This window comes from Delftia sp. HK171 (assembly GCF_001886655.1).
GTDB classification, from domain to species: domain Bacteria; phylum Pseudomonadota; class Gammaproteobacteria; order Burkholderiales; family Burkholderiaceae_C; genus Comamonas; species Comamonas acidovorans.
In genome coordinates, this window is the sequence record NZ_CP018101.1 from 5,601,781 (window position 1) to 5,619,461 (window position 17,681).

At 67.9% G+C, this 17,681-nt stretch carries 14 protein-coding genes; 6 read left to right on the top strand and 8 right to left on the bottom strand.

Annotated elements, in window-relative coordinates; genetic code table 11:
* Nucleotides 1–338 precede the first annotated feature (338 nt).
* Nucleotides 339–1,664: a tetratricopeptide repeat protein gene (locus BO996_RS25040; RefSeq protein ID WP_013800953.1), complete on the top strand. Its 1,326-nt coding sequence runs from the start codon at nucleotides 339–341 to the stop codon at nucleotides 1,662–1,664.
* Here BO996_RS25040 and BO996_RS25045 read toward each other — a convergent pair whose 3' ends face one another.
* From BO996_RS25045 to argH, 3 genes are read right to left on the bottom strand one after another with little or no spacing between them, the layout of a single operon-like run.
* Nucleotides 1,665–3,161 carry a rhomboid family intramembrane serine protease gene (locus tag BO996_RS25045; protein WP_071956668.1) on the bottom strand — a complete coding sequence of 499 codons (1,497 nt, stop codon included), beginning with the start codon at nucleotides 3,159–3,161 and terminating at the stop codon, nucleotides 1,665–1,667.
* A 21-nt stretch (nucleotides 3,162–3,182) separates the two neighbouring features.
* Nucleotides 3,183–4,181 carry a Bug family tripartite tricarboxylate transporter substrate binding protein gene (locus BO996_RS25050; RefSeq protein ID WP_013800951.1) on the bottom strand — a complete coding sequence of 333 codons (999 nt, stop codon included), beginning with the start codon at nucleotides 4,179–4,181 and terminating at the stop codon, nucleotides 3,183–3,185.
* Nucleotides 4,182–4,206: 25 nt separating this feature from the next.
* On the bottom strand, nucleotides 4,207–5,688 hold the full coding sequence (argH, locus tag BO996_RS25055) for an argininosuccinate lyase (RefSeq protein WP_012207114.1): 1,482 nt from the start codon (nucleotides 5,686–5,688) through the stop codon (nucleotides 4,207–4,209).
* A gap of 149 nt (nucleotides 5,689–5,837) precedes the next feature.
* Between argH and BO996_RS25060 the strand changes: the two genes are divergently transcribed.
* Nucleotides 5,838–6,992 (top strand): sensor histidine kinase, encoded by a 1,155-nt coding sequence (locus BO996_RS25060; RefSeq protein WP_065345621.1) that lies wholly within the window; start codon nucleotides 5,838–5,840, stop codon nucleotides 6,990–6,992.
* Complete coding sequence (locus tag BO996_RS25065; protein ID WP_012207116.1) at nucleotides 6,973–7,734, top strand: LytR/AlgR family response regulator transcription factor; 762 nt, start codon at nucleotides 6,973–6,975, stop codon at nucleotides 7,732–7,734. The genes BO996_RS25060 and BO996_RS25065 overlap by 20 nt, the downstream gene beginning before the upstream one ends.
* Before the next feature lie 185 nt (nucleotides 7,735–7,919).
* On the opposite strand, the gene BO996_RS25070 is transcribed toward BO996_RS25065, so the two are convergent.
* Both BO996_RS25070 and BO996_RS25075 read right to left on the bottom strand, forming a co-directional pair.
* Nucleotides 7,920–9,407: an aminotransferase class V-fold PLP-dependent enzyme gene (locus BO996_RS25070; protein WP_012207117.1), complete on the bottom strand. Its 1,488-nt coding sequence runs from the start codon at nucleotides 9,405–9,407 to the stop codon at nucleotides 7,920–7,922.
* Between the two features lie 27 nt (nucleotides 9,408–9,434).
* The gene (locus BO996_RS25075) at nucleotides 9,435–9,905 is read right to left on the bottom strand and encodes a Rid family detoxifying hydrolase (protein ID WP_012207118.1); all 471 of its coding nucleotides are present in this window, start codon (nucleotides 9,903–9,905) and stop codon (nucleotides 9,435–9,437) included.
* 230 nt (nucleotides 9,906–10,135) lie between these two features.
* On the opposite strand from BO996_RS25075, the gene BO996_RS29340 reads away from it, so the two are divergent.
* From BO996_RS29340 to BO996_RS25085, 3 genes are read left to right on the top strand one after another with little or no spacing between them, the layout of a single operon-like run.
* Entirely contained in the window at nucleotides 10,136–10,498 is a 363-nt protein-coding gene (locus BO996_RS29340; RefSeq protein WP_156898006.1) for a hypothetical protein, read from the top strand.
* Between the two features lie 54 nt (nucleotides 10,499–10,552).
* A complete protein-coding gene (locus BO996_RS25080) occupies nucleotides 10,553–11,965 on the top strand; it encodes a cache domain-containing protein (protein ID WP_071956669.1) in 1,413 nt (470 codons plus the stop codon).
* Nucleotides 11,962–12,624 (top strand): response regulator, encoded by a 663-nt coding sequence (locus BO996_RS25085; RefSeq protein ID WP_071956670.1) that lies wholly within the window; start codon nucleotides 11,962–11,964, stop codon nucleotides 12,622–12,624. Before BO996_RS25080 ends, BO996_RS25085 begins: the two co-directional genes overlap by 4 nt.
* A 28-nt stretch (nucleotides 12,625–12,652) precedes the next feature.
* On the opposite strand, the gene BO996_RS25090 is transcribed toward BO996_RS25085, so the two are convergent.
* The 3 genes from BO996_RS25090 to polA all read right to left on the bottom strand — a co-directional run bounded on the left by BO996_RS25090 (nucleotide 12,653) and on the right by polA (nucleotide 17,636).
* Nucleotides 12,653–13,492 (bottom strand): ZIP family metal transporter, encoded by an 840-nt coding sequence (locus BO996_RS25090; protein WP_071956671.1) that lies wholly within the window; start codon nucleotides 13,490–13,492, stop codon nucleotides 12,653–12,655.
* Between the two features lie 346 nt (nucleotides 13,493–13,838).
* Nucleotides 13,839–14,735, bottom strand: coding sequence for a dienelactone hydrolase family protein (locus BO996_RS25095; RefSeq protein ID WP_043825097.1), 897 nt, complete (start codon nucleotides 14,733–14,735; stop codon nucleotides 13,839–13,841).
* 57 nt (nucleotides 14,736–14,792) lie between these two features.
* Nucleotides 14,793–17,636 (bottom strand): DNA polymerase I, encoded by a 2,844-nt coding sequence (gene polA / locus BO996_RS25100; protein ID WP_071956672.1) that lies wholly within the window; start codon nucleotides 17,634–17,636, stop codon nucleotides 14,793–14,795.
* Nucleotides 17,637–17,681: the final 45 nt, after the last annotated feature.

The following is a 17,681-nucleotide window of genomic DNA, read 5'->3' on the forward strand; positions in this document are numbered from 1 at the left end:
CATGACACGCTGCAAATGAAAAACCCTGCGTTGCAGGCAGGGCTCGGCGGCAAGGGCTGGAACAAGGCGCAGGCCTGTCGCCCGCATGCACCGAATGCAGGGCCGCATCCGCTGCGGCTGAAAACCACTGCGCGGGATGATACCGGCCCGCATCCGCTGCAGGCCCTGCTGCGGGTGCCCGGAACCGGGTCTGCGGTGTATCCATCTGTAAGACATCGACGCATCAACACGTCATATCCGTGCGATCACAGGGCTCACCTCCCAACACAGGCCCCGTCAGACTACATAAAGCGTGCTGCCTATACTGCGCGGATACAACACAGGGAGAGAGTCCGTCCATGAAGCCGAACCACGTTGCCGTGCCTCAGCCGTTCTGGCACCGGATCAACCAGTTCTTCGCCTTTCCGTTCCAGTCACAGCCGCTGGGCTATGCGCTGCTGCTGTCGCTGGGCAGCCTGCTGTTCAAGGCGCTGTTCTTCCTGCCCGCACCCCTGGCCATCGGGCTGGTGCAGATCGGTATCCTGCTGGCCGCCAGCCGCTATGGTTTCAAGGTGGCAGCGCTGGGTTCGCAGGGCATATCGCGCGCTGCGGACTATCCTCGCCACCTGGACCCGGACTGGACCCATCTGCCCTGGAAGCTGTTCGCCATTTTGGTGGTGCACGGCATCATCGTCGGCTGGTGTGCGCGGGTGAGCCTGGGCATGGCGCAGCTGGCCCTGCTGCTGCTGTCCTTTTTGCTGCCGGCCAGCATCATCGTGCTGGTGCAGACGACGGGCTTTTTCTCCGCACTCAATCCGCTGCTGATCCTGGACACGGTGCGCATCATCGGCAAGCCCTATGCACTGTTGTGCTTTTTTCTGTTCCTGTTGAGCAGCGGTGCGCAGATCGCCATGTCGCTGCTGCTGCCGCTGTTCAGCGGGCTGATCCTGCTGCCGCTGTTCAACTTCGCCATGATCTATTTCGGCTGGGTCATGGCCAGCCTGCTGGGCTATGTGATGTACCAGCACCATGAGGCGCTGGGCATCGACGCCGTGCCCCAGGCAGACAGCGGGCCCGACGGGGCGCCTGCGCGCACGCCCGAACAGATCGCCCGCCAGCAGCTGGACGAGGACGTGGCCGAGCACGTGGCCGCTGGCGACCTGGCCGCCGCGCTGGGCCTGGCCTACGAGGACCAGCGCACCCACCCCGACGACACGCATGCCCAGCGCCGCTACCACCGCTTGCTGCTGCTGTCGGACAAGACGGCCACGCTGCTGGACCACGGCCGGCGCTTCATCGCCCTGCTGCTGCGCCAGGGCCAGACCGCCGAGGCGCTCAAGGTGTTCCAGGCCTGCCGCGCCAAGGAAGCGAGCTTTGCGCTGGACGATGCCGACCAGACACTGGCCCTGGCGCGCAGCACCTGGCGCGCGGGCGATGCACAGGCGACGCTGACCCTGATCTCGGGCTTCGACAAACGCTTCAAGGGCCATGCCGCCGTGCCCCATGCCTATGAACTGGCGGCGCGCCTGATGCTGCAGGGCTTCGGGCGCCGGGACATGGCCCAGGGCATCCTGGCCACGCTGCAGGCGCGCCATCCCGACAGCGAGGCCACGCAGGAGGTGCGGTGGCTGCTGCGTGACCCGGAACCGGAACAGGGACCGGACCCGCGCCCGGCCCCGCACTGATCACGCCGTGGCCTGGGACCGGGCCTGCCCGTCGAGCAACAGCCGGGTCACGGCCTCATCGGGCGCCCAGCGCTGCAGTTGTGGCAGCCAGGCGCGGGCGCGCTGTGCCAGCCCCTGCTGCAGCAGGCCGTTGACCAGCAGGCACAGCGTCTCGCCCAGGCCCGGCTGGCCGGGTGCTGCCTGCAGCAGCGCGTGGCACAGCTTCTCGGCATCGTCGAACGCACGGGCACGCGTGAAGCGGCGCACCAGCCTGGCCATGTCCTCGGGCGCGATCCTGGCGCCTGGGCGGGCCAGGTCCAGGTAGATGCGGTAGCTGGCGTGCTGCCAGGCGAGGGTGGCGGCATCACGGGCCGGCAGCCTGAAGATGCGCCGGGCCGCACGGTGGAAGTCCTCGCTGGCAGGCGCATAGCGGGCTGCGGCAAACCAGGCGCGCAGCACCTCGGTGTCGGCAGGCCGCAGCTGGGCGGCGGCGCGCCAGGCGCGCAGGGCGCCCTCCATGTCCAGCGCCTGGCCCAGGCGTCGCGCGTTGGCGACATGCGTGTCGAAGCCATCGTCCGGCGCCGAATGGCGGCCCACCACCGCCGCCCGTGGCTTGCGGCGCAGATGCAGGGCCATCAGGGCTGCGCCCGTCAGCAGACCGCCCAGATGGGCCATGTAGTCCACGCCCCGACCGCTGAAGAAGTGCTGCAGCACTTCATTCGCAATCCAGGCCGGCAACAGGATTAGGGCCGGTGCCGTGACGTAGTTGAAGTAGAAGAACAACTGGTAGAAAAAGCGGATGCGCCGCAGCCGGTACATGACGGCGTACATGCCCATCAGCGCTGCGACCGCGCCCGAAGCGCCCAGCCCGTGACCATAGACGCCCGCACCCCCATGGACCCAGGAGGACAGCAGCGAAGCCCCGACGGCCCCCAGCAGATAGAACAGCAGATAGGTGGCCCGCCCCAGTGCCAGCTCCACCGAAAAGCCGAACATGAAGAGAAACAGCATATTGCCGACCAGATGGCCCGTGCTGGCATGCAGGAAGGCCGACGTGATCCAGGTCACCGGGCGCAGCGGCGCTTCCTCGCCATAGTCCTGCGCCCAGCGCGTGGTGAAGGGCGGCGGCTGCAAGGCCTCGTAGCGGCTGCGGTCCGTCTGCCACTGTCCGTGCAGGGGATCGCTGGCCACAACGATCTGCCCGCTGCGCAGCAGCGCCAGGAATTTCGGCTCCCGCTCCATGCGCTGCAACAGCGGCTCGACCAGGCCCCTCTTCTGCAGCGCCTTTGCCTGCTTTGCCATCGGCGAATCCGTGCGCTGCAGCCAGTCCACGAAGCGCGGCAACTCGATGCCCGGCAGCGCGCTGGCGGCATAGAACTGCGACGCCGCCTGCTGGGCACGCTCCTCGGAGCGCTGCGGCCCGAAGAACACCAGCACGTTCACGAGGATGATCAGCAGCGTCATCCACGGCGGATTGCTCCAGCGGGGCCGGTCCTCCAGCGGAATCGCGTAGAACATGCGGGACCGCTGGACGCGCGCTTACTGCGGCTGGAAGCCGCTGGTCTGGATGATGCGTTTCCAGACCTGGGTATAGGCCTGCTCGCGCTCGGCCAGTTGCGCGGGTGGCATGTGGCCCACGGTCAGGCCCAGGGCGGTGAGCTGCTCGTGCACATCGGGCTGCTTGAGCACGGTGGCCACGGCGGCGGAGAAGCGGTCGATGAAGGCCTGGGGCGTGCCGCGCGGCGCGTAGATGCCGTAGTAGGGCGTGTCCTCGAAGCCCTTGACGCCCTGCTCGGCCAGCGTGGGCACTTCGGGCATGGTGGCCTGGCGGCGCGTGCCCAGCACGCCGATCACGCGCAGCTTGCCGGCCTTGTGGTTTTCCATGAAGTCCTGCACCGAGGCGATGCCGGCCGGAATCTGGTTGCCCAGCATGTCGGCCAGCATGGGCGCGCTGCCCCGGTAGGGCGCGGCCACCAGGTCCAGCTTGTAGTGCTCGCCCAGCAGCCTGACCAGGAATTCCGGCGTGGACGCGGGCGCGGGAATGCCGATGCTGCCGCGCTTTGCGCCCTGGCGCACCCACTCCACATACTCGGCAAGGTTGCGCGCCGGCGTGTTGGCGGAGACCGCCAGCGCGTTCACGAAGGTGGCAAAGCCGGCCACGGGAACGAAGTCATGGCCAGGGTCGAAACCCGGCTTCTTCACCACCTGGGGCAGGATGGAGATGGTGTGGTCGTGCGTGAGGAACAGCGTGTGGCCATCGGCCGCAGCCGCCTTGAGCTGCTGCGCCGCGATCTGCCCGCCCGCGCCGGGGCGGTTGTCCACCAGCACCGTGGTGCCCAGCACGTCCTTGAGCCGGTCGGCCAGCAGGCGCGCGATGGCATCCGTGCCGCCGCCCGGCGGAAAGCCCACCAGGATGCGGATGGCCTGCCCGGGCTGTGCCCAGGCCAGCGGAGCCAGGGCCGACGAGGCGGCAACGGCAGTCACTGCGCCGGCGGCGCGCAGCGCCCCGGTCAGCAGTTGGCGGCGGGAGGATGTCATGGCGCGGCTCCGGCGAACGGGGGGATCAGCCCAGGCGTGCGTTCAGGCGTGCATTCAAGCGCGCCTGGTGGCCTGCGAGCTGCTTGCGCACCTGGGCCGGCGCCGTGCCGCCCAGGGTGTTGCGCGCATTGAGCGAGCCTTCCAGGCTGAGCGCCTCGAAGACATCGGCCTCGATGCCGGGGTTGAAGGCCTGCAGTTCGGCCAGCGGCAGCTCGGTCAGGTCCACGCCCTTTTGCGAGGCCAGCTTGACGGCATGGGCCACGGTCTCGTGCGCGTCGCGGAAGGGCAGGCCCTTCTTGACCAGGTAGTCGGCCAGGTCGGTGGCCGTGGCGTAGCCCTTGAGCGCGGCGGCGCGCATGGCTTCGGCGTTGACGGTGATGCCGCCCTTCTTGCCGCCCGTGGCCGGGTCGGCCTGGCCGCCGATCATCTCGGCGAAGATGCGCAGCGTGTCCTTCAGGGTGTCCACCGTGTCGAACAGCGGCTCCTTGTCTTCCTGGTTGTCCTTGTTGTAGGCCAGGGGCTGGCCCTTCATCAGGGTGATCAGGCCCATCAGGTGGCCGACCACGCGGCCGGTCTTGCCGCGTGCCAGCTCGGGCACGTCGGGGTTCTTCTTCTGCGGCATGATCGACGAGCCGGTGGTGAAGCGGTCGGCGATGCGGATGAAGCCGAAGTTCTGGCTCATCCAGATGATCAGCTCTTCCGACAGGCGGCTCACGTGCACCATGCACAGGCTGGCGGCCGAGGTGAATTCGATGGCGAAGTCGCGGTCGCTGACGCCGTCCAGCGAGTTCTGGCAGACGCCTTCCATGCCCAGGGTGCGGGCCACGCGCTCGCGGTCCAGCGGGTAGGTGGTGCCGGCCAGGGCGGCGCTGCCCAGCGGCAGCACGTTGACGCGGCGGCGCAGGTCCAGCATGCGCTCGGCGTCGCGCTTGAACATTTCCACATAGGCCAGCAGGTGGTGGGCGAAGCTCACGGGCTGGGCCACCTGCAGGTGGGTGAAGCCGGGCAGGATCACGTCAACGTTCTTCTCGGCCACTTCGACCAGGGACAGCTGCAGCTCGCCGAGCAGGCCTTCGATGAGGTCGATCTCGCCGCGCAGCCACAGGCGCACGTCGGTGGCCACCTGGTCATTGCGGCTGCGGCCCGTGTGCAGGCGCTTGCCGGCGTCGCCGACCAGCTGGGTCAGGCGGGCCTCGATGTTCAGGTGCACGTCTTCCAGGTCGAGCTTCCACTCGAACTGGCCGGACTCGATCTCCTGCGTGATCTGCGCCATGCCCTTGCGGATGGACTCGTGGTCGGCGGCGGCGATGATGCCCTGGGCCGCCAGCATCTCGGCATGCGCCAGGCTGCCCGTGATGTCGGCCTGCCACAGGCGCTTGTCGAAGAACACGCTGGAGGTATAGCGCTTGACCAGATCGCTCATCGGCTCTTCAAAGAGAGCGGACCAGGCCTGGGCCTTGGTGTCGAGCTGGTTGTGCGAGGCGGACGTTGGTTGATTGGCAGACATGTGAGGACGCGATCTTCGATTAGGCGGTGCAGGCGGCGGGCGGCACGCCCCCGCGCGGGCAGGAAGCGAAGATTCTATCGACCTGGGCGGCGCCACGCCCGTGCAGGGGCCTGCATGGGCGGTGTGACCGCTGTGCAGGCCCGCCCGGCATGACCATAATCCGGGCATGCGGCGCGAACCCCACCCGCCGAAACACTACCTGCCGCCCCTTGCCGACCCAGCCGACCCCCACCACCGCCCCGCCGCCCCTGCCTGCGGCGCTGGTCTTCGACGCCTGCAACGTCGGCGTGGTGCTGCGCGCCGTGCTCTTCGTGCAGGCCGTGGCGGCCACGGCCGCGATGTTCGGCGCCGACTCGCTGCTGCAGTGGCTGGAGAACATGGCCCTGCTGACCGGCGCCAGCCTGCCCGGCACCCTGGTCTGGCTGGTGGCGGCCTGCCTGCTCAAGCATCCGCTGCAGCGCCTGCCGTCCACCGGGCAGTACGCAGCCGGCGTGCTGCTGGGCATGGCGGCCGGGCTGTATGCCTGCGCCATGCTGCAACTGGCCGGCGGCACCAGCGCCCCCTGGCTGGCCAGCGCCATGTCCGGCGGACTGCTGGCGGCCCTGCTGGTGGCCGCCCTGGTGCTGCGCGCACGCGGCCACACCCCCGCCGACACGCAGGCGCGGCTGGCCGAGCTGCAGTCGCGCATACGTCCGCATTTCCTGTTCAACACGCTCAACAGCGCCATCGCCCTGGTGCGTGCCGAGCCCGCCAAGGCCGAGGCCCTGCTGGAAGACCTCAGCGACCTGTTCCGCTACGCGCTGGCCGAGCCGCACAGCACGACCACGCTGGCCGAGGAGATCGAGCTGGCCCAGCGCTACCTGGCCATCGAGCAGGTGCGCTTCGGCGAACGGCTGCAGGTGCGCTGGCAACTGGACCCTGCCGCCCACGGCGCCCTGCTGCCGCCGCTGCTGCTGCAGCCGCTGGTGGAAAACGCCATACGCCATGGCGTGGAGCCCAGCGCACGCGGCGGCAAGCTGCAGGTGCGCACCGAGCGCCGTGGCGATCTGGTGGAGGTGCGCATCACCAACACCCTGCCCACCGAGATCGATTCCGCCAGCGCAGCTGGCACGCGCGGCAACGGCATTGCGCTGGCCAATGTGCGCGCCCGGCTGTCGCTGCTGCACGACCTGCAGGCCCACCTCACGGCGCGCACGCTCAAGGGCCATTTCGTGGTGCGCATCAGCCTGCCGCTGGCTGCGCCTGCCAGCCACCCCACGAAGGCCGTATCGAAGAAGAAGGACCATGCACATCCTGATCGTTGACGACGAAGCCCTGGCCCGCGCGCGACTGCGCACCCTGCTGGCCGATGTGGAAGCCTGCACGGGCACCGGCCCGCACCAGGTCAGTGAAGCGGCAGACGCGCGCCAGGCCATGGCCGTGCTGCAGGCGCCGGGCCCGCGCGCCGTGGAACTGGCGCTGCTGGACATCCACATGCCGGGCCAGGACGGCCTGGCCCTGGCGCACGCACTGCGCCGCCTGCCGCTGCCGCCTGCCGTGGTCTTCGTCACCGCCCATGCCGGCCATGCGGTCGAGGCCTTCGACCTGGACGCCGCCGACTACCTGACCAAGCCCGTGCGCCGCGAGCGCCTGCAGCAGGCCCTGGCCAAGGCCGCACGCACGGCGGTGCACCAGACGGCCGAGCGCGACAGCGGCCCCGTGCTGCTGATACAGGACCGGGGCACCACCGTACGCCTGCCCCTGTCCGAAGTGCTCTACCTCAAGGCCGAACAGAAATACGTGACCGTGCGCACCGTGGGCCGCAGCTACATCCTCGACGGCGCCCTGGCCGACCTGGAAACCCGCCACGCCGACCACCTGCTGCGCGTGCACCGCAACGCGCTGGTGGCCCGCAGCGCCCTGCGCGCCCTGGAACGCCACGACGACCCCACCGAAGGCGAAGGCTGGGCCCTGCGCCTGCACGGCATCCCCGAACTGCTCATGGTCTCCCGCCGCCAGCTCCCCCAGGTCCGCGCCGCCATCCGCGACGAAGGACAGCCCGGCTGAGGCGCAGGGCTCAAGAAGCCCGGCCCAAGACAGCCCCCTGCGCCAGAAAGCACGCCCCCAACACAAGCATGGCCCAACGCGAGGGACACCGAGCAAGGGCCTATGCCGGCCGCGCCGCCCCGCAGCGAGGGTGTCGTCCCCCTCCGCGAAGCGAGAAGGGGGAAGCCGCGAAGCGGCTCAGGGGGTCAAGCCATCTTTCTAGACAGATCCCACATCGCATCCACCAGCAGATCGACGTCCCGCGCGTCATGCCACAGGTGCGTGGACACGCGCACGCCGTAGTGGTCTGCCGCCGCGCCGATCACGGGGAAGTTGGAGTTGCGGATCACAAAGCCCTGCGGATAGTCGCTGAGCATGCGCGCCACGAAGGTCGATGACTTGGTCCCGTTCATCACGTCGTCCTTGTTCTGGAACGGGTTGAAGCAGGTCAGCGCCGACAGCAGCTTGGGATCGTCCTTGGGCGAGTACAGCGAGTCCACGCCCCAGCGCTCGACGATCTTTTCCTTGAGGTAGGACGACAGCGTCAGGTCATAGGTCTCGATCTTCTTGCGGCCGATGCTGTCCCACTGCGCGCAGGCCTGGGCCAGCGCCATGAACATGGGCGTGTGCACGCTGCCGCAGGAGGTGACCGAGGCGGCGATGTCGTAGGTCTCCTTGGCCGTGGTCGTGCGCTCCAGCGCCGGGTAGGCGCTGGTGTGCACCGGGTACCACTTGGGCAGGGGCAGCGGGTTGGAGGCGCGCATCTTGTTGCGGATGATGAGGATGCCCGTCGAGCCCGGGCCGCACTGCCACTTGTGGCCCGCGCCGGACATGAAGTCCATGCCCAGCTCCGCATAGTTGTAGGCCATCATGCCCGGCAGGTGGGCGCCGTCCACGATGCTGATCAGGCCATGCGCCTTGACCACGCCCATCAGGTCGGCAATGGGCAGCATGGTGCCGGTCTTGTAGGTGGGCGAGGACCACATCATGGCGCGCACGCGCTTGCCCTGGGCCTTGAGCGCGCGGATGCGCTCGTCGAATAGGTTCACGTAGGTGGCCGCCGTCTGGTTGTTGCCCACGGGCAGCGCAATGCGCGAGACCTCGATGCCGTAGCGGTCCTGCGCGATCTTCAGCGGCGTGTCGCCGCCTCCGTGCTCGTGGTTGGTGGTGACCACCACGTCGCCACGCTGCCAGTCGATGCCCAGGATGGCATGGCACATGCCCGAGGAGGTGTTGGCAGAGAAGGCCAGTTCGTCGGCATCCACGCCAAAGCCCGGCGCCACCTGCTTGCGCAGGTCCAGCAGGTTGCTGTAGCCGTTGCCCGAGTCGGCGGCCTTCTTGCGGTTTTCGGTATCGAACACGTCGAGCACCAGCTTGGGCATGGAGCCGGCCGTGCCGATGTTCATGTAGGTCTTTTCGGGCTTGAGGATGAACATGCTCTGCACGTCGGTCCAGAAGGCCTCGTCGCGCATGAGCTGCTCGCGCAGCGCGGCGGCCGAGGTCTGGGCGTTGCCGCTGCCGCAGGCGGCCAGCAGCGGTCCCAGCGTGGCGGCGCCGGTGCCGTAGCCCAGCATGCGCAGGAAGTCGCGGCGCTTGGAAGTCCAGCGCGCGGGATAGCCGGATTCGCCGGCGGCCGCAGTGGCGGTCAGGGATGTGGCCTGCTCGGCCGCGATCTGGGGGTGTCGTGCGTTCATGCGGTCCTCCTGTCGTTGCGCAAGCGGTCAGCGGCGGCCGACGATGGCCGAGATTTCGATCTTCACATCGCGCGGCAGGCGCGCCACCTCCACCGTGGCCCGAGCGGGGGCGCCGGTCTTGAAGTACTCGCCATAGACCTTGTTCATGGCGGCGAACTCGTTGAGGTCCTTCATGAAGACCGAGGTGGACAGCACATCCTCATAGCCCAGTCCCTGGGACTTGAGCTTGGCGCCGATGTGGTCGAGCACGGCACGCGTCTGCTCTTCGATGGTGGCGCCCTGGATGGCCGTGCCCTGTGCGTTCAGCGGCAGCACGCCCGAGAAGTAGATGGTGTTGCCATGCGCCACCATCTGCGAGTACGGGCCGATGGCCGGGTAGATCTGCGTGGTGGACAGCACCTCGCGCTTGTTGGGCGCAGCGCAACCCACCAGCGCCGCCGCCGTCACCGCCACCCCGCATGCCAGCGCCATGCGCCCCAGGTTCGTTCGAATATCCATGGTATTGCCCTTCTCAAACAAAAATACAAGCTGCCACTGCCGTGCCACGCATTACTGCATTGGCGTTATGGAAACACTTTGTCACCATTAACCCAGTCCTCAGAGGTGACCTGAATCATCGATACAAAATGATTCGAATTCGTGATCTCACGGAGAAATTCTAGGCAGGGATCTGGGGCATTCGATAATGAATTTTCCCCTACGCACCACTACGCACACGGACCCACGCAGTGCTACGCAACCCTTCAACATTCTTTGAAAACAATGGTTTGGCACGGAATCTGCTCAACAACAAGCAGCACATCAGGCATCAGAGGGACGGCGCACCACAATACGGCAAAACGATTATCAAAAACCCCAAAAAGGGGAGTACGCACCAAGAAAATGCATCTCGTATTTCCAGTATCCATGGGATATTGTTTCGCGCCCAAAAACCATTTTCCATGGCGTTTCCCTTGGGATATTCAAACGCCTTTTCACGCGCGCGTGAATCCGTGTGGATATACGGGGCGCGCAGGCCATTGGAAAATACAGCGCCTGCCATTCAAAGGCCGCCGCCCTGGCGCTGGCGGCATGCGCGCAAGCCCTGTTGACAAGGCCCGGCCACTGGGCGGAAAAGATCGTCGGTGCACCCCACACAGGCTCCCATGCAACTTCCGCTGAAACTTGCACTTCTGTCGATTGCCGCCATCGCGCTCGCCCTGGGCCTGGTCGCGGCGACCGTGCAGCACCAGACCCTGGAGCTGGCCCACCAGGAACGCGAACTGGTCGAGACCGCCTACCTGCACAGCAAGGAGACGGAGCTGCGCCACTACGTCCAGCTGGCGACCACGGCGCTGACGCGCATCAAGTCCAGCGGCGAGGAGCAATCCGTGCAGCGGCGCCAGGCGCTGGATACGCTGGCGCGCATGCAGTTCGGCGAGGACGGCTACTTCTTTGTCTACGACGAACACGGCAACGTGCTGCTGGATGCGCGCCAGATGGGCCTGTCGGGCGTGGACCTGTGCGATCCCAACAGCCCGGGCGGCGCAGGACCCGCCCGGATCATCCTGGACGCCGCGCGCAGCGGCGGCGGCCTGGTGCGCTACCAGTGGCAAAAACCGTCATCGCTGCGTACCGAGGCCAAGCTTGCCTATGTGGCCACGGTGCCCGAATGGGGCTGGTCGCTGGGCACGGGCCTGTACCTGGACGATGTGGAGCAGGCGCTGCGCCAGATCGACGAAAGCGCCCAGGCCAACATCGCGGCCACGCGCTGGCGCATCTTCGGCATTGCGGCGCTGTGCATCGTGCTCATCGGCGTGGCGGGGCTGGTGTTCAATCTCAGCGATCACCGCGTGTCCAGCAACAAGCTGCAGCGGCTGGCCCAGCGCGTGGTGCATTCGCAGGAAGAGGAACGCACGCGCGTGGCGCGCGACCTGCATGACGGCGTGGTGCAGGTGCTGGTCTCCTCCAAGTTCCTGCTGGAGACGGCCCAGGCCCAGCTCAGGCGGCTGGCCGCGCAGGACCCGGCCACGGCCCAGCGCATGGTGGACCAGGGCCTGGAGCAGCTCAACCACGCGCTGGTGGAGATACGGCGTGTCTCCCACGGCCTGCGCCCCGCCCTGCTGGACGACCTGGGCCTGGCCCCGGCCCTGGCGCTGATGAGCCAGCAAATGCAGGCCGAGGATGGCCTGCGCATGCAGTTCGGCTGCCGGGGCGAGACCCGCTTTCTGCCGCCCAGCCATGCCACGGCCCTGTTCCGCGTGGCCCAGGAGGCCGTGACGAATGCGCAAAACCATGCCCAGGCCACGCGCATCGATGTCAGCCTGCACTTTCAGCGCCGCCGCGTGGTGCTGCAGGTCAGCGACGACGGCCAGGGCTTCGACATGCGCCGCGTGCAGCGCGACCGCCAGGGCGGCATCGGCCTGCGCAACATGCGCGAGCGCATCGAAGGCCTGGGCGGCCACCTGTCCATCAGTTCGGGGCGCCGCGGCACCCGGCTGGTCGCCGTGCTCTACCGCGATGGCGGCATGCCGCTGTCTCCCTCACCGGAATTCGAACTACCACGGGCCGCTGCATGAACCCCATGATCCGCATCCTCCTGGTGGACGACCACCCTCTCGTGCGCGACGGCGTGTCCATGCGCCTGCAGGCCACGGACCATATCCGTGTGGTGGGCGAGGCCGCCAGCGTGGACCAGGCCCTGCCGCTGGCCCGCGAGCTGTCGCCCGACCTGGTGGTCACCGACATCCGCATGCCGGGCGCCAGCGGCATCGACCTGGCCGCGCTGTTCCGCGATCAGTTCCCGCTGGTGCGCGTGCTGGTGCTGTCCATGCATGAGGATCCCGAATACGTGCGCCGCGCCGTGGCGCTGGGCGCGCGCGGCTATGTGCTCAAGGACGCGCCTGCGCAGCAGCTCATCGAGGCCATAGACCGGGTCTACGCCGGCGGCCTGTATTTCAGCCCCGGCCTGCAGCCCGTGGCCGAAGAAGACGGCAGCGCGTCCGGGCCCCGACGCGCCCTCACGCCGCGCGAGGCCAGCGTGCTGCAGTGGATCTCGGAGGGCCGCTCCAACAAGGAAATCGCCGCGCTGATGGGCACCTCGGTGCGTACCGTGGAAACCCACCGCCTGCACCTGCGCCGCAAGCTGCGCATCGACGGCCATGCGGCCTTCATCAAGTACGCGGTGGATTACGCCGACCTGCTGGGGACGACACCCCAGGAGGCCCGCGCAGGCTAGGACCCGCGCCTCAGCCTCAACATCAGCCTCAGTGCGCGTGCGCCGCGCGGCTGACCACGGTGACCAGCACGATGCCCAGCATCAGCCAGCCCACCTGGGCCACGGTCTCGTGCGCGCTCAGGCGCTTTTGCAGCTGGGGAATCAGGTCGGCCAGCGCCACGTAGATGAAGCTGCTGGAGGCCACGGCCAGGAAGTACGGCAGCAGCTCCTGCAGCTGTCCCACCAGGAAATAGCCGCCAATGCCACCCAGCGTGGTCACGGCCCCGGCCATGGACACCTTGATCAGCGCCACGCGCCGGTTGGAGCTGGACTGGCGCAGCACCACGATGTCGCCCATGTGGTGCGGCACCTCGTGGGCCAGCACCGACACCGCCGCGATCAGCCCCAGGCGCATGTCGGCCATGAAGGCGGAGGCGATCAGCACGCCATCGCCGAAGCAGTGCACGCTGTCGCCGGTCAGCACCGCCCAGCCGCCGTGGCGGTGGCGGTGGCCGTGATGGTGGTCATGGGAATGGTCATGGGCGTGGCCCTGGTGATCGTGATGTTCGTGGTGATCGTGCTCATGGGCCGGCGGCGCGCCGTGCTCATGCCCGTGGTGCCACAGCTCGGCCTTGGACAGCAGGAAAAAGAACACCAGGCCCACCAGCAGCGTCACGAACAGGTCATGCGCCCCGGCCTCGCTCTCGAAGGCTTCGGGCAAGAGGTGCATGAAGGCCGTGGCCAGCAGTGCGCCCGCCGCCAGGCTCAACAGCCGCTGCGGCATCATGCCCGGCGAGCGATTGCCTCCCAGCCCCATCAACAACGCGGCCACCCAGACGCTGCCAATACCGGCGGCCAGGGTGGCCAGAATGATTGCTACCAATGTCATAGCGATTTGTGCTTCAACCGTATGCCCTTGCAGGCGAAACCCGCGAATTCTCGCAGAAAGACAGGCCCCATCGCAGCCGTGGCCTGCGATCCCATGAAGGAAGCAGGCCACGGTGTCGGGTGCCCTCGGTTTCAGCCTACAGAAGCTGTCAAGCCCCCCTGCGCGAATAAAGTTGAAAGCCAGTCAGCAATACCTTAAAAACTGGCGCGTCCTCACACCAGGGACACCGAGGAAGGGCCTACGCCGGCCGCGCCGCCCCGCACCGAGGGTGTCGCCGGTTGCCCGGACGCCCCCCTCCCGCGAAGCGAGAGAGGGCGCCGTGCAACGGGGGAAGCGGCGCAGCCGCTCAGGGGGTCACCCCATGCTTATTGAACCAGGCCAGCATTTTTTGCCAGCCGTCGCGCGCAGCCTGCTCGCGGTAGCTGGGCCGGTAGTCGGCATGGAAGGCGTGGGGCGCCTCCGGGTAGATCACGAACTCCGAGGCCTTGGCCGCTGCCGAGCCCTGCTTGAGCGCCTCGCGCATGCGCTCCACGGATTCCAGCGGAATGCCCGTGTCCTGCCCGCCATACAGGCCCAGCACCGGCGCCTTGAGGCTGGAGACCAGCTCCAGCGGATGGCGTGGCTGCAGCGCGGTCTTGGCGCCTTCCAGCCGGCCGTACCAGGCCACGCCGGCCTTGACCGGGCCATGGGCCGCATACAGCCAGGTAATGCGCCCGCCCCAGCAAAAGCCCGTGATGGCCACGCGCGCCGTATCGCCGCCCTGGGTGCCGGCCCATTGCACGGCGCCGTCCAGGTCGGCCATGACCTGCTCGTCGGGCACCTTGGAGACCAGCTCGCTCATGAGCTTGGCGATGTCGGTATAGGTCTTGGGGTCGCCCTGGCGTGCATACAGATCGGGGGCAATGGCCAGGTAGCCGGCACGCGCCAGGCGGCGGCAGGTGTCGGCAATGTATTCGTGCACGCCGAAGATCTCGGAGATCACCAGCACCACGGGCACATTCTTCTTGCCGGCGGGCGCGGCGCGGTAGGCCGGCACTTTGAAGCCGTTCACGGTGAAATGCACCTCGCCGGCCGTCAGGCCGTCAGCCGGCGTGGAGATGGCGGTCTGCGCCATGAGCGGCGTGGCCGCTGCGGCATAGCCCAGGCCCAGGGCCGTCTGCAATGCCAGGCGCCGCGTGGGCCCCTCTTCGCTGCTGCGCCCCGGAACCAGGGCCTTCAGGTCTTGCTGCTGATCATCACGCATGCATCTCTCCTTGGTGGTGGTTGAGAACCGGCCAAGTCTACGATGCCTGCGTGAAGCTCAATGTGCCTTGTCCCAGTTGGGTCCCAGGCCCACCTCGGCGAGCAGCGGCACCTTCAGGTCGGCCACGCCGGCCATCAGGCGCGGGATTTCTGTGCGCACCCAGTCCGACTCGCCTTCGGGCAGCTCGAACACCAGTTCGTCGTGCACCTGCATGATGACGCGGACCTCGGACTGCCTGGCATCGAGCTCGGCCTGCACCGCCACCATGGCCTTCTTGATCAGGTCGGCCGCCGTGCCCTGCATGGGCGCGTTGATGGCCTGGCGTTCGGCCGCCTTCTTGCGCGGGCCGCTGCCGCCGTTGATGTCCACCAGGTACAGGCGGCGGCCGAAGACGGTTTCCACGTAGCCGTGGTCGCGCGCGAATTCCACCGTCTCGTCCATGTAGCGCTTGACGCCCGGATAGCGCTGGAAATAGCGGTCGATGTAGGCGGCCGCGGCCTTGGTCTCTATGCCCAGGTTCTTGGCCAGGCCAAAGCTGCTCATGCCGTAGATCAGCCCGAAGTTGATGACCTTGGCATAGCGGCGCTGCTCGCTGCTGACCTGCTCCAGCTCCACGTTGAAGACTTCCGATGCCGTGGCACGGTGCACGTCGCGGCCTTCGTGGAAGGCGCGCAGCAGGGACTCGTCGCCCGACAGGTGGGCCATGATGCGCAGCTCGATCTGCGAGTAGTCGGCGCTGGCGATCACATGGCCGGGCGCGGCAATGAAGGCCTCGCGCACGCGCCGGCCTTCGGGCGTGCGGATGGGGATGTTCTGCAGGTTGGGGTCGTTGCTGGACAGGCGCCCCGTCACGGCCACGGCCTGGGCGTAGTGCGTGTGCACGCGGCCCGTGCGCGGCAGCGCCAGCTGGGCCAGCTTGTCGGTATAGGTGCCCTTGAGCTTGGACAGGCTGCGGTGCTCCAGCAGCTTGGCGGGCAGCGGATAGTCCTCGGCCAGCTTCTCCAGCACCTCTTCGTCGGTGCTGCGTGCGCCGGTGGCCGTCTTCTTGACCACGGGCATGCCCAGCTTGTCGAAGAAGATCTCGCCCAGCTGCTTGGGGCTGGCCAGGTTGAAGGGCTGGCCCGCGATGTCGTAGGCCTCCTGCTCCAGCTGCACGATGCGCTGGCCCAGGTCGTTGCTCTGCTTGGCCAGCGTGGCGGCATCGATGAGCACGCCGTTGCGCTCTATGCGGAACAGGGCCTCGCTGGTGGCGATCTCCAGCTCGTAGACGCCGCGCAGGCCGTCGTTGGCCTGCAGTTGCGGCCACAGCACGCGGTGCACGTCCAGGGTCTGGTCGGCATCCTCGCAGGCATAGGCGGCAGCCTTGTCCACGGGCACCTGGGCGAACGGGATCTGGTGGGCGCCCTTGCCGCACAGGTCTTCATAGCTGATGCCCGTGCGGTTGGTGTGGCGCAGCGCCAGGCTGGCCAGGCCGTGCGGGCGGTGCACTTCCAGCACATAGCTTTGCAGCATGGTGTCGTGCACATAGCCCTGCACCTCGATGCCGGCATTGGCGAAGACATGGCGGTCGTACTTGATGTGCTGGCCCAGCTTGGGCCGGGCCGCATCCTCCAGCCAGGGTTTGAGGCGCTGCAGCACTTCGTCGGCCGGCAGTTGCTCGGGCGCGTCGGGGCCGGCATGGCGCAGGGGGATGTAGGCAGCGGCGCCGGGCTCCACGCTCAGCGAGATGCCCACGATCTCGGCACGCATCTCGTCCAGCGAGGTGGTTTCGGTATCCAGGGCCGTGAGTTCGGCGGCGTTGATCTTGGCCAGCCACTGGTCGAACGCTTCCCAGGTCAGCACCACGTCATAGTCCAGCGGGCGCTGCTGGACGGCCTCGGCCTCGGTGGTGGCTTCGTCGGATTCGGCCTGCTCCTGGGCAAACATGTCGCCCGTGGACTGGTCGGCACGCGGCTTGGCCGCTGGCTTGCGGCCGGCCTTGACGGCTTCCAGCGCATCGGGCTCGGGCGCGGCACCGCCGAGCATGCGCGCCAGGCCCTTGAAGCCGTAGCGCTCATAGAAGTCGCGCAGCGGCGCGGTATCGGGCTCGCGCGGCGCCAGCGCGTCGAGCACCGGCAGGGTGGGCACTTCGGCGCTCAGGTCGCAGTCGGTCTTCATGGTGACCAACTGGCGGCTCAGCGCCAGCTGGCCCGAGGCGATGGCATCGCGCAGGTTCTGGCCGGCCACGCCCTTGATGCCGTCGGCCGCAGCAATCAGGCCGTCGAGCGAGCCGTGCTCGGCCAGCCACTTGACGGCCGTCTTGGGGCCCACCTTGGACACGCCGGGCACGTTGTCCACGGCATCGCCGACCAGGGCCTGGTAGTCGATCATCTGCGTGGGCGGCACGCCGAACTCGGCCGTCACGCCGGCCACGTCGCGGCGCTTGCCGCTCATGGTGTCCATCACCATGATGTGGGAGTCCACCAGCTGGGACAGGTCCTTGTCGCCACTGGAGATCACCACGTTCACGCCCTGGGCGGCGGCCGTCTTGGCCAGGGTGCCGATCACGTCGTCGGCCTCCACGCCCTGGATGGCCAGCACGGGCCAGCCCAGCAGGCGGACCACTTCATGGATGGGCTCGATCTGCGAGCGCAGATCGTCGGGCATGGGCGAGCGGTGCGCCTTGTATTCGGGGTAGAGCGTGTCGCGGAAGGTGGGTCCGCTGGTATCGAACACGCAGACGGCGTAGTCGGCCGCCACTTCCTTCCTGATCGCCTGGAGCATGTTGATCATGCCGCGGATGGCGCCCGTGGCGGGGCTTTCCGGGTTGCCGGGCTCGGCGCGCAGGTCCGGCATGGCGTGGTAGGCGCGGTAGAGGTAGCTGGAGCCGTCGATCAGCACCAGGGTCTTGGAATTGCTCATGCGCCGATTGTGCACGCGCCGGCAGGGTGACAGGGCGGGACAGCG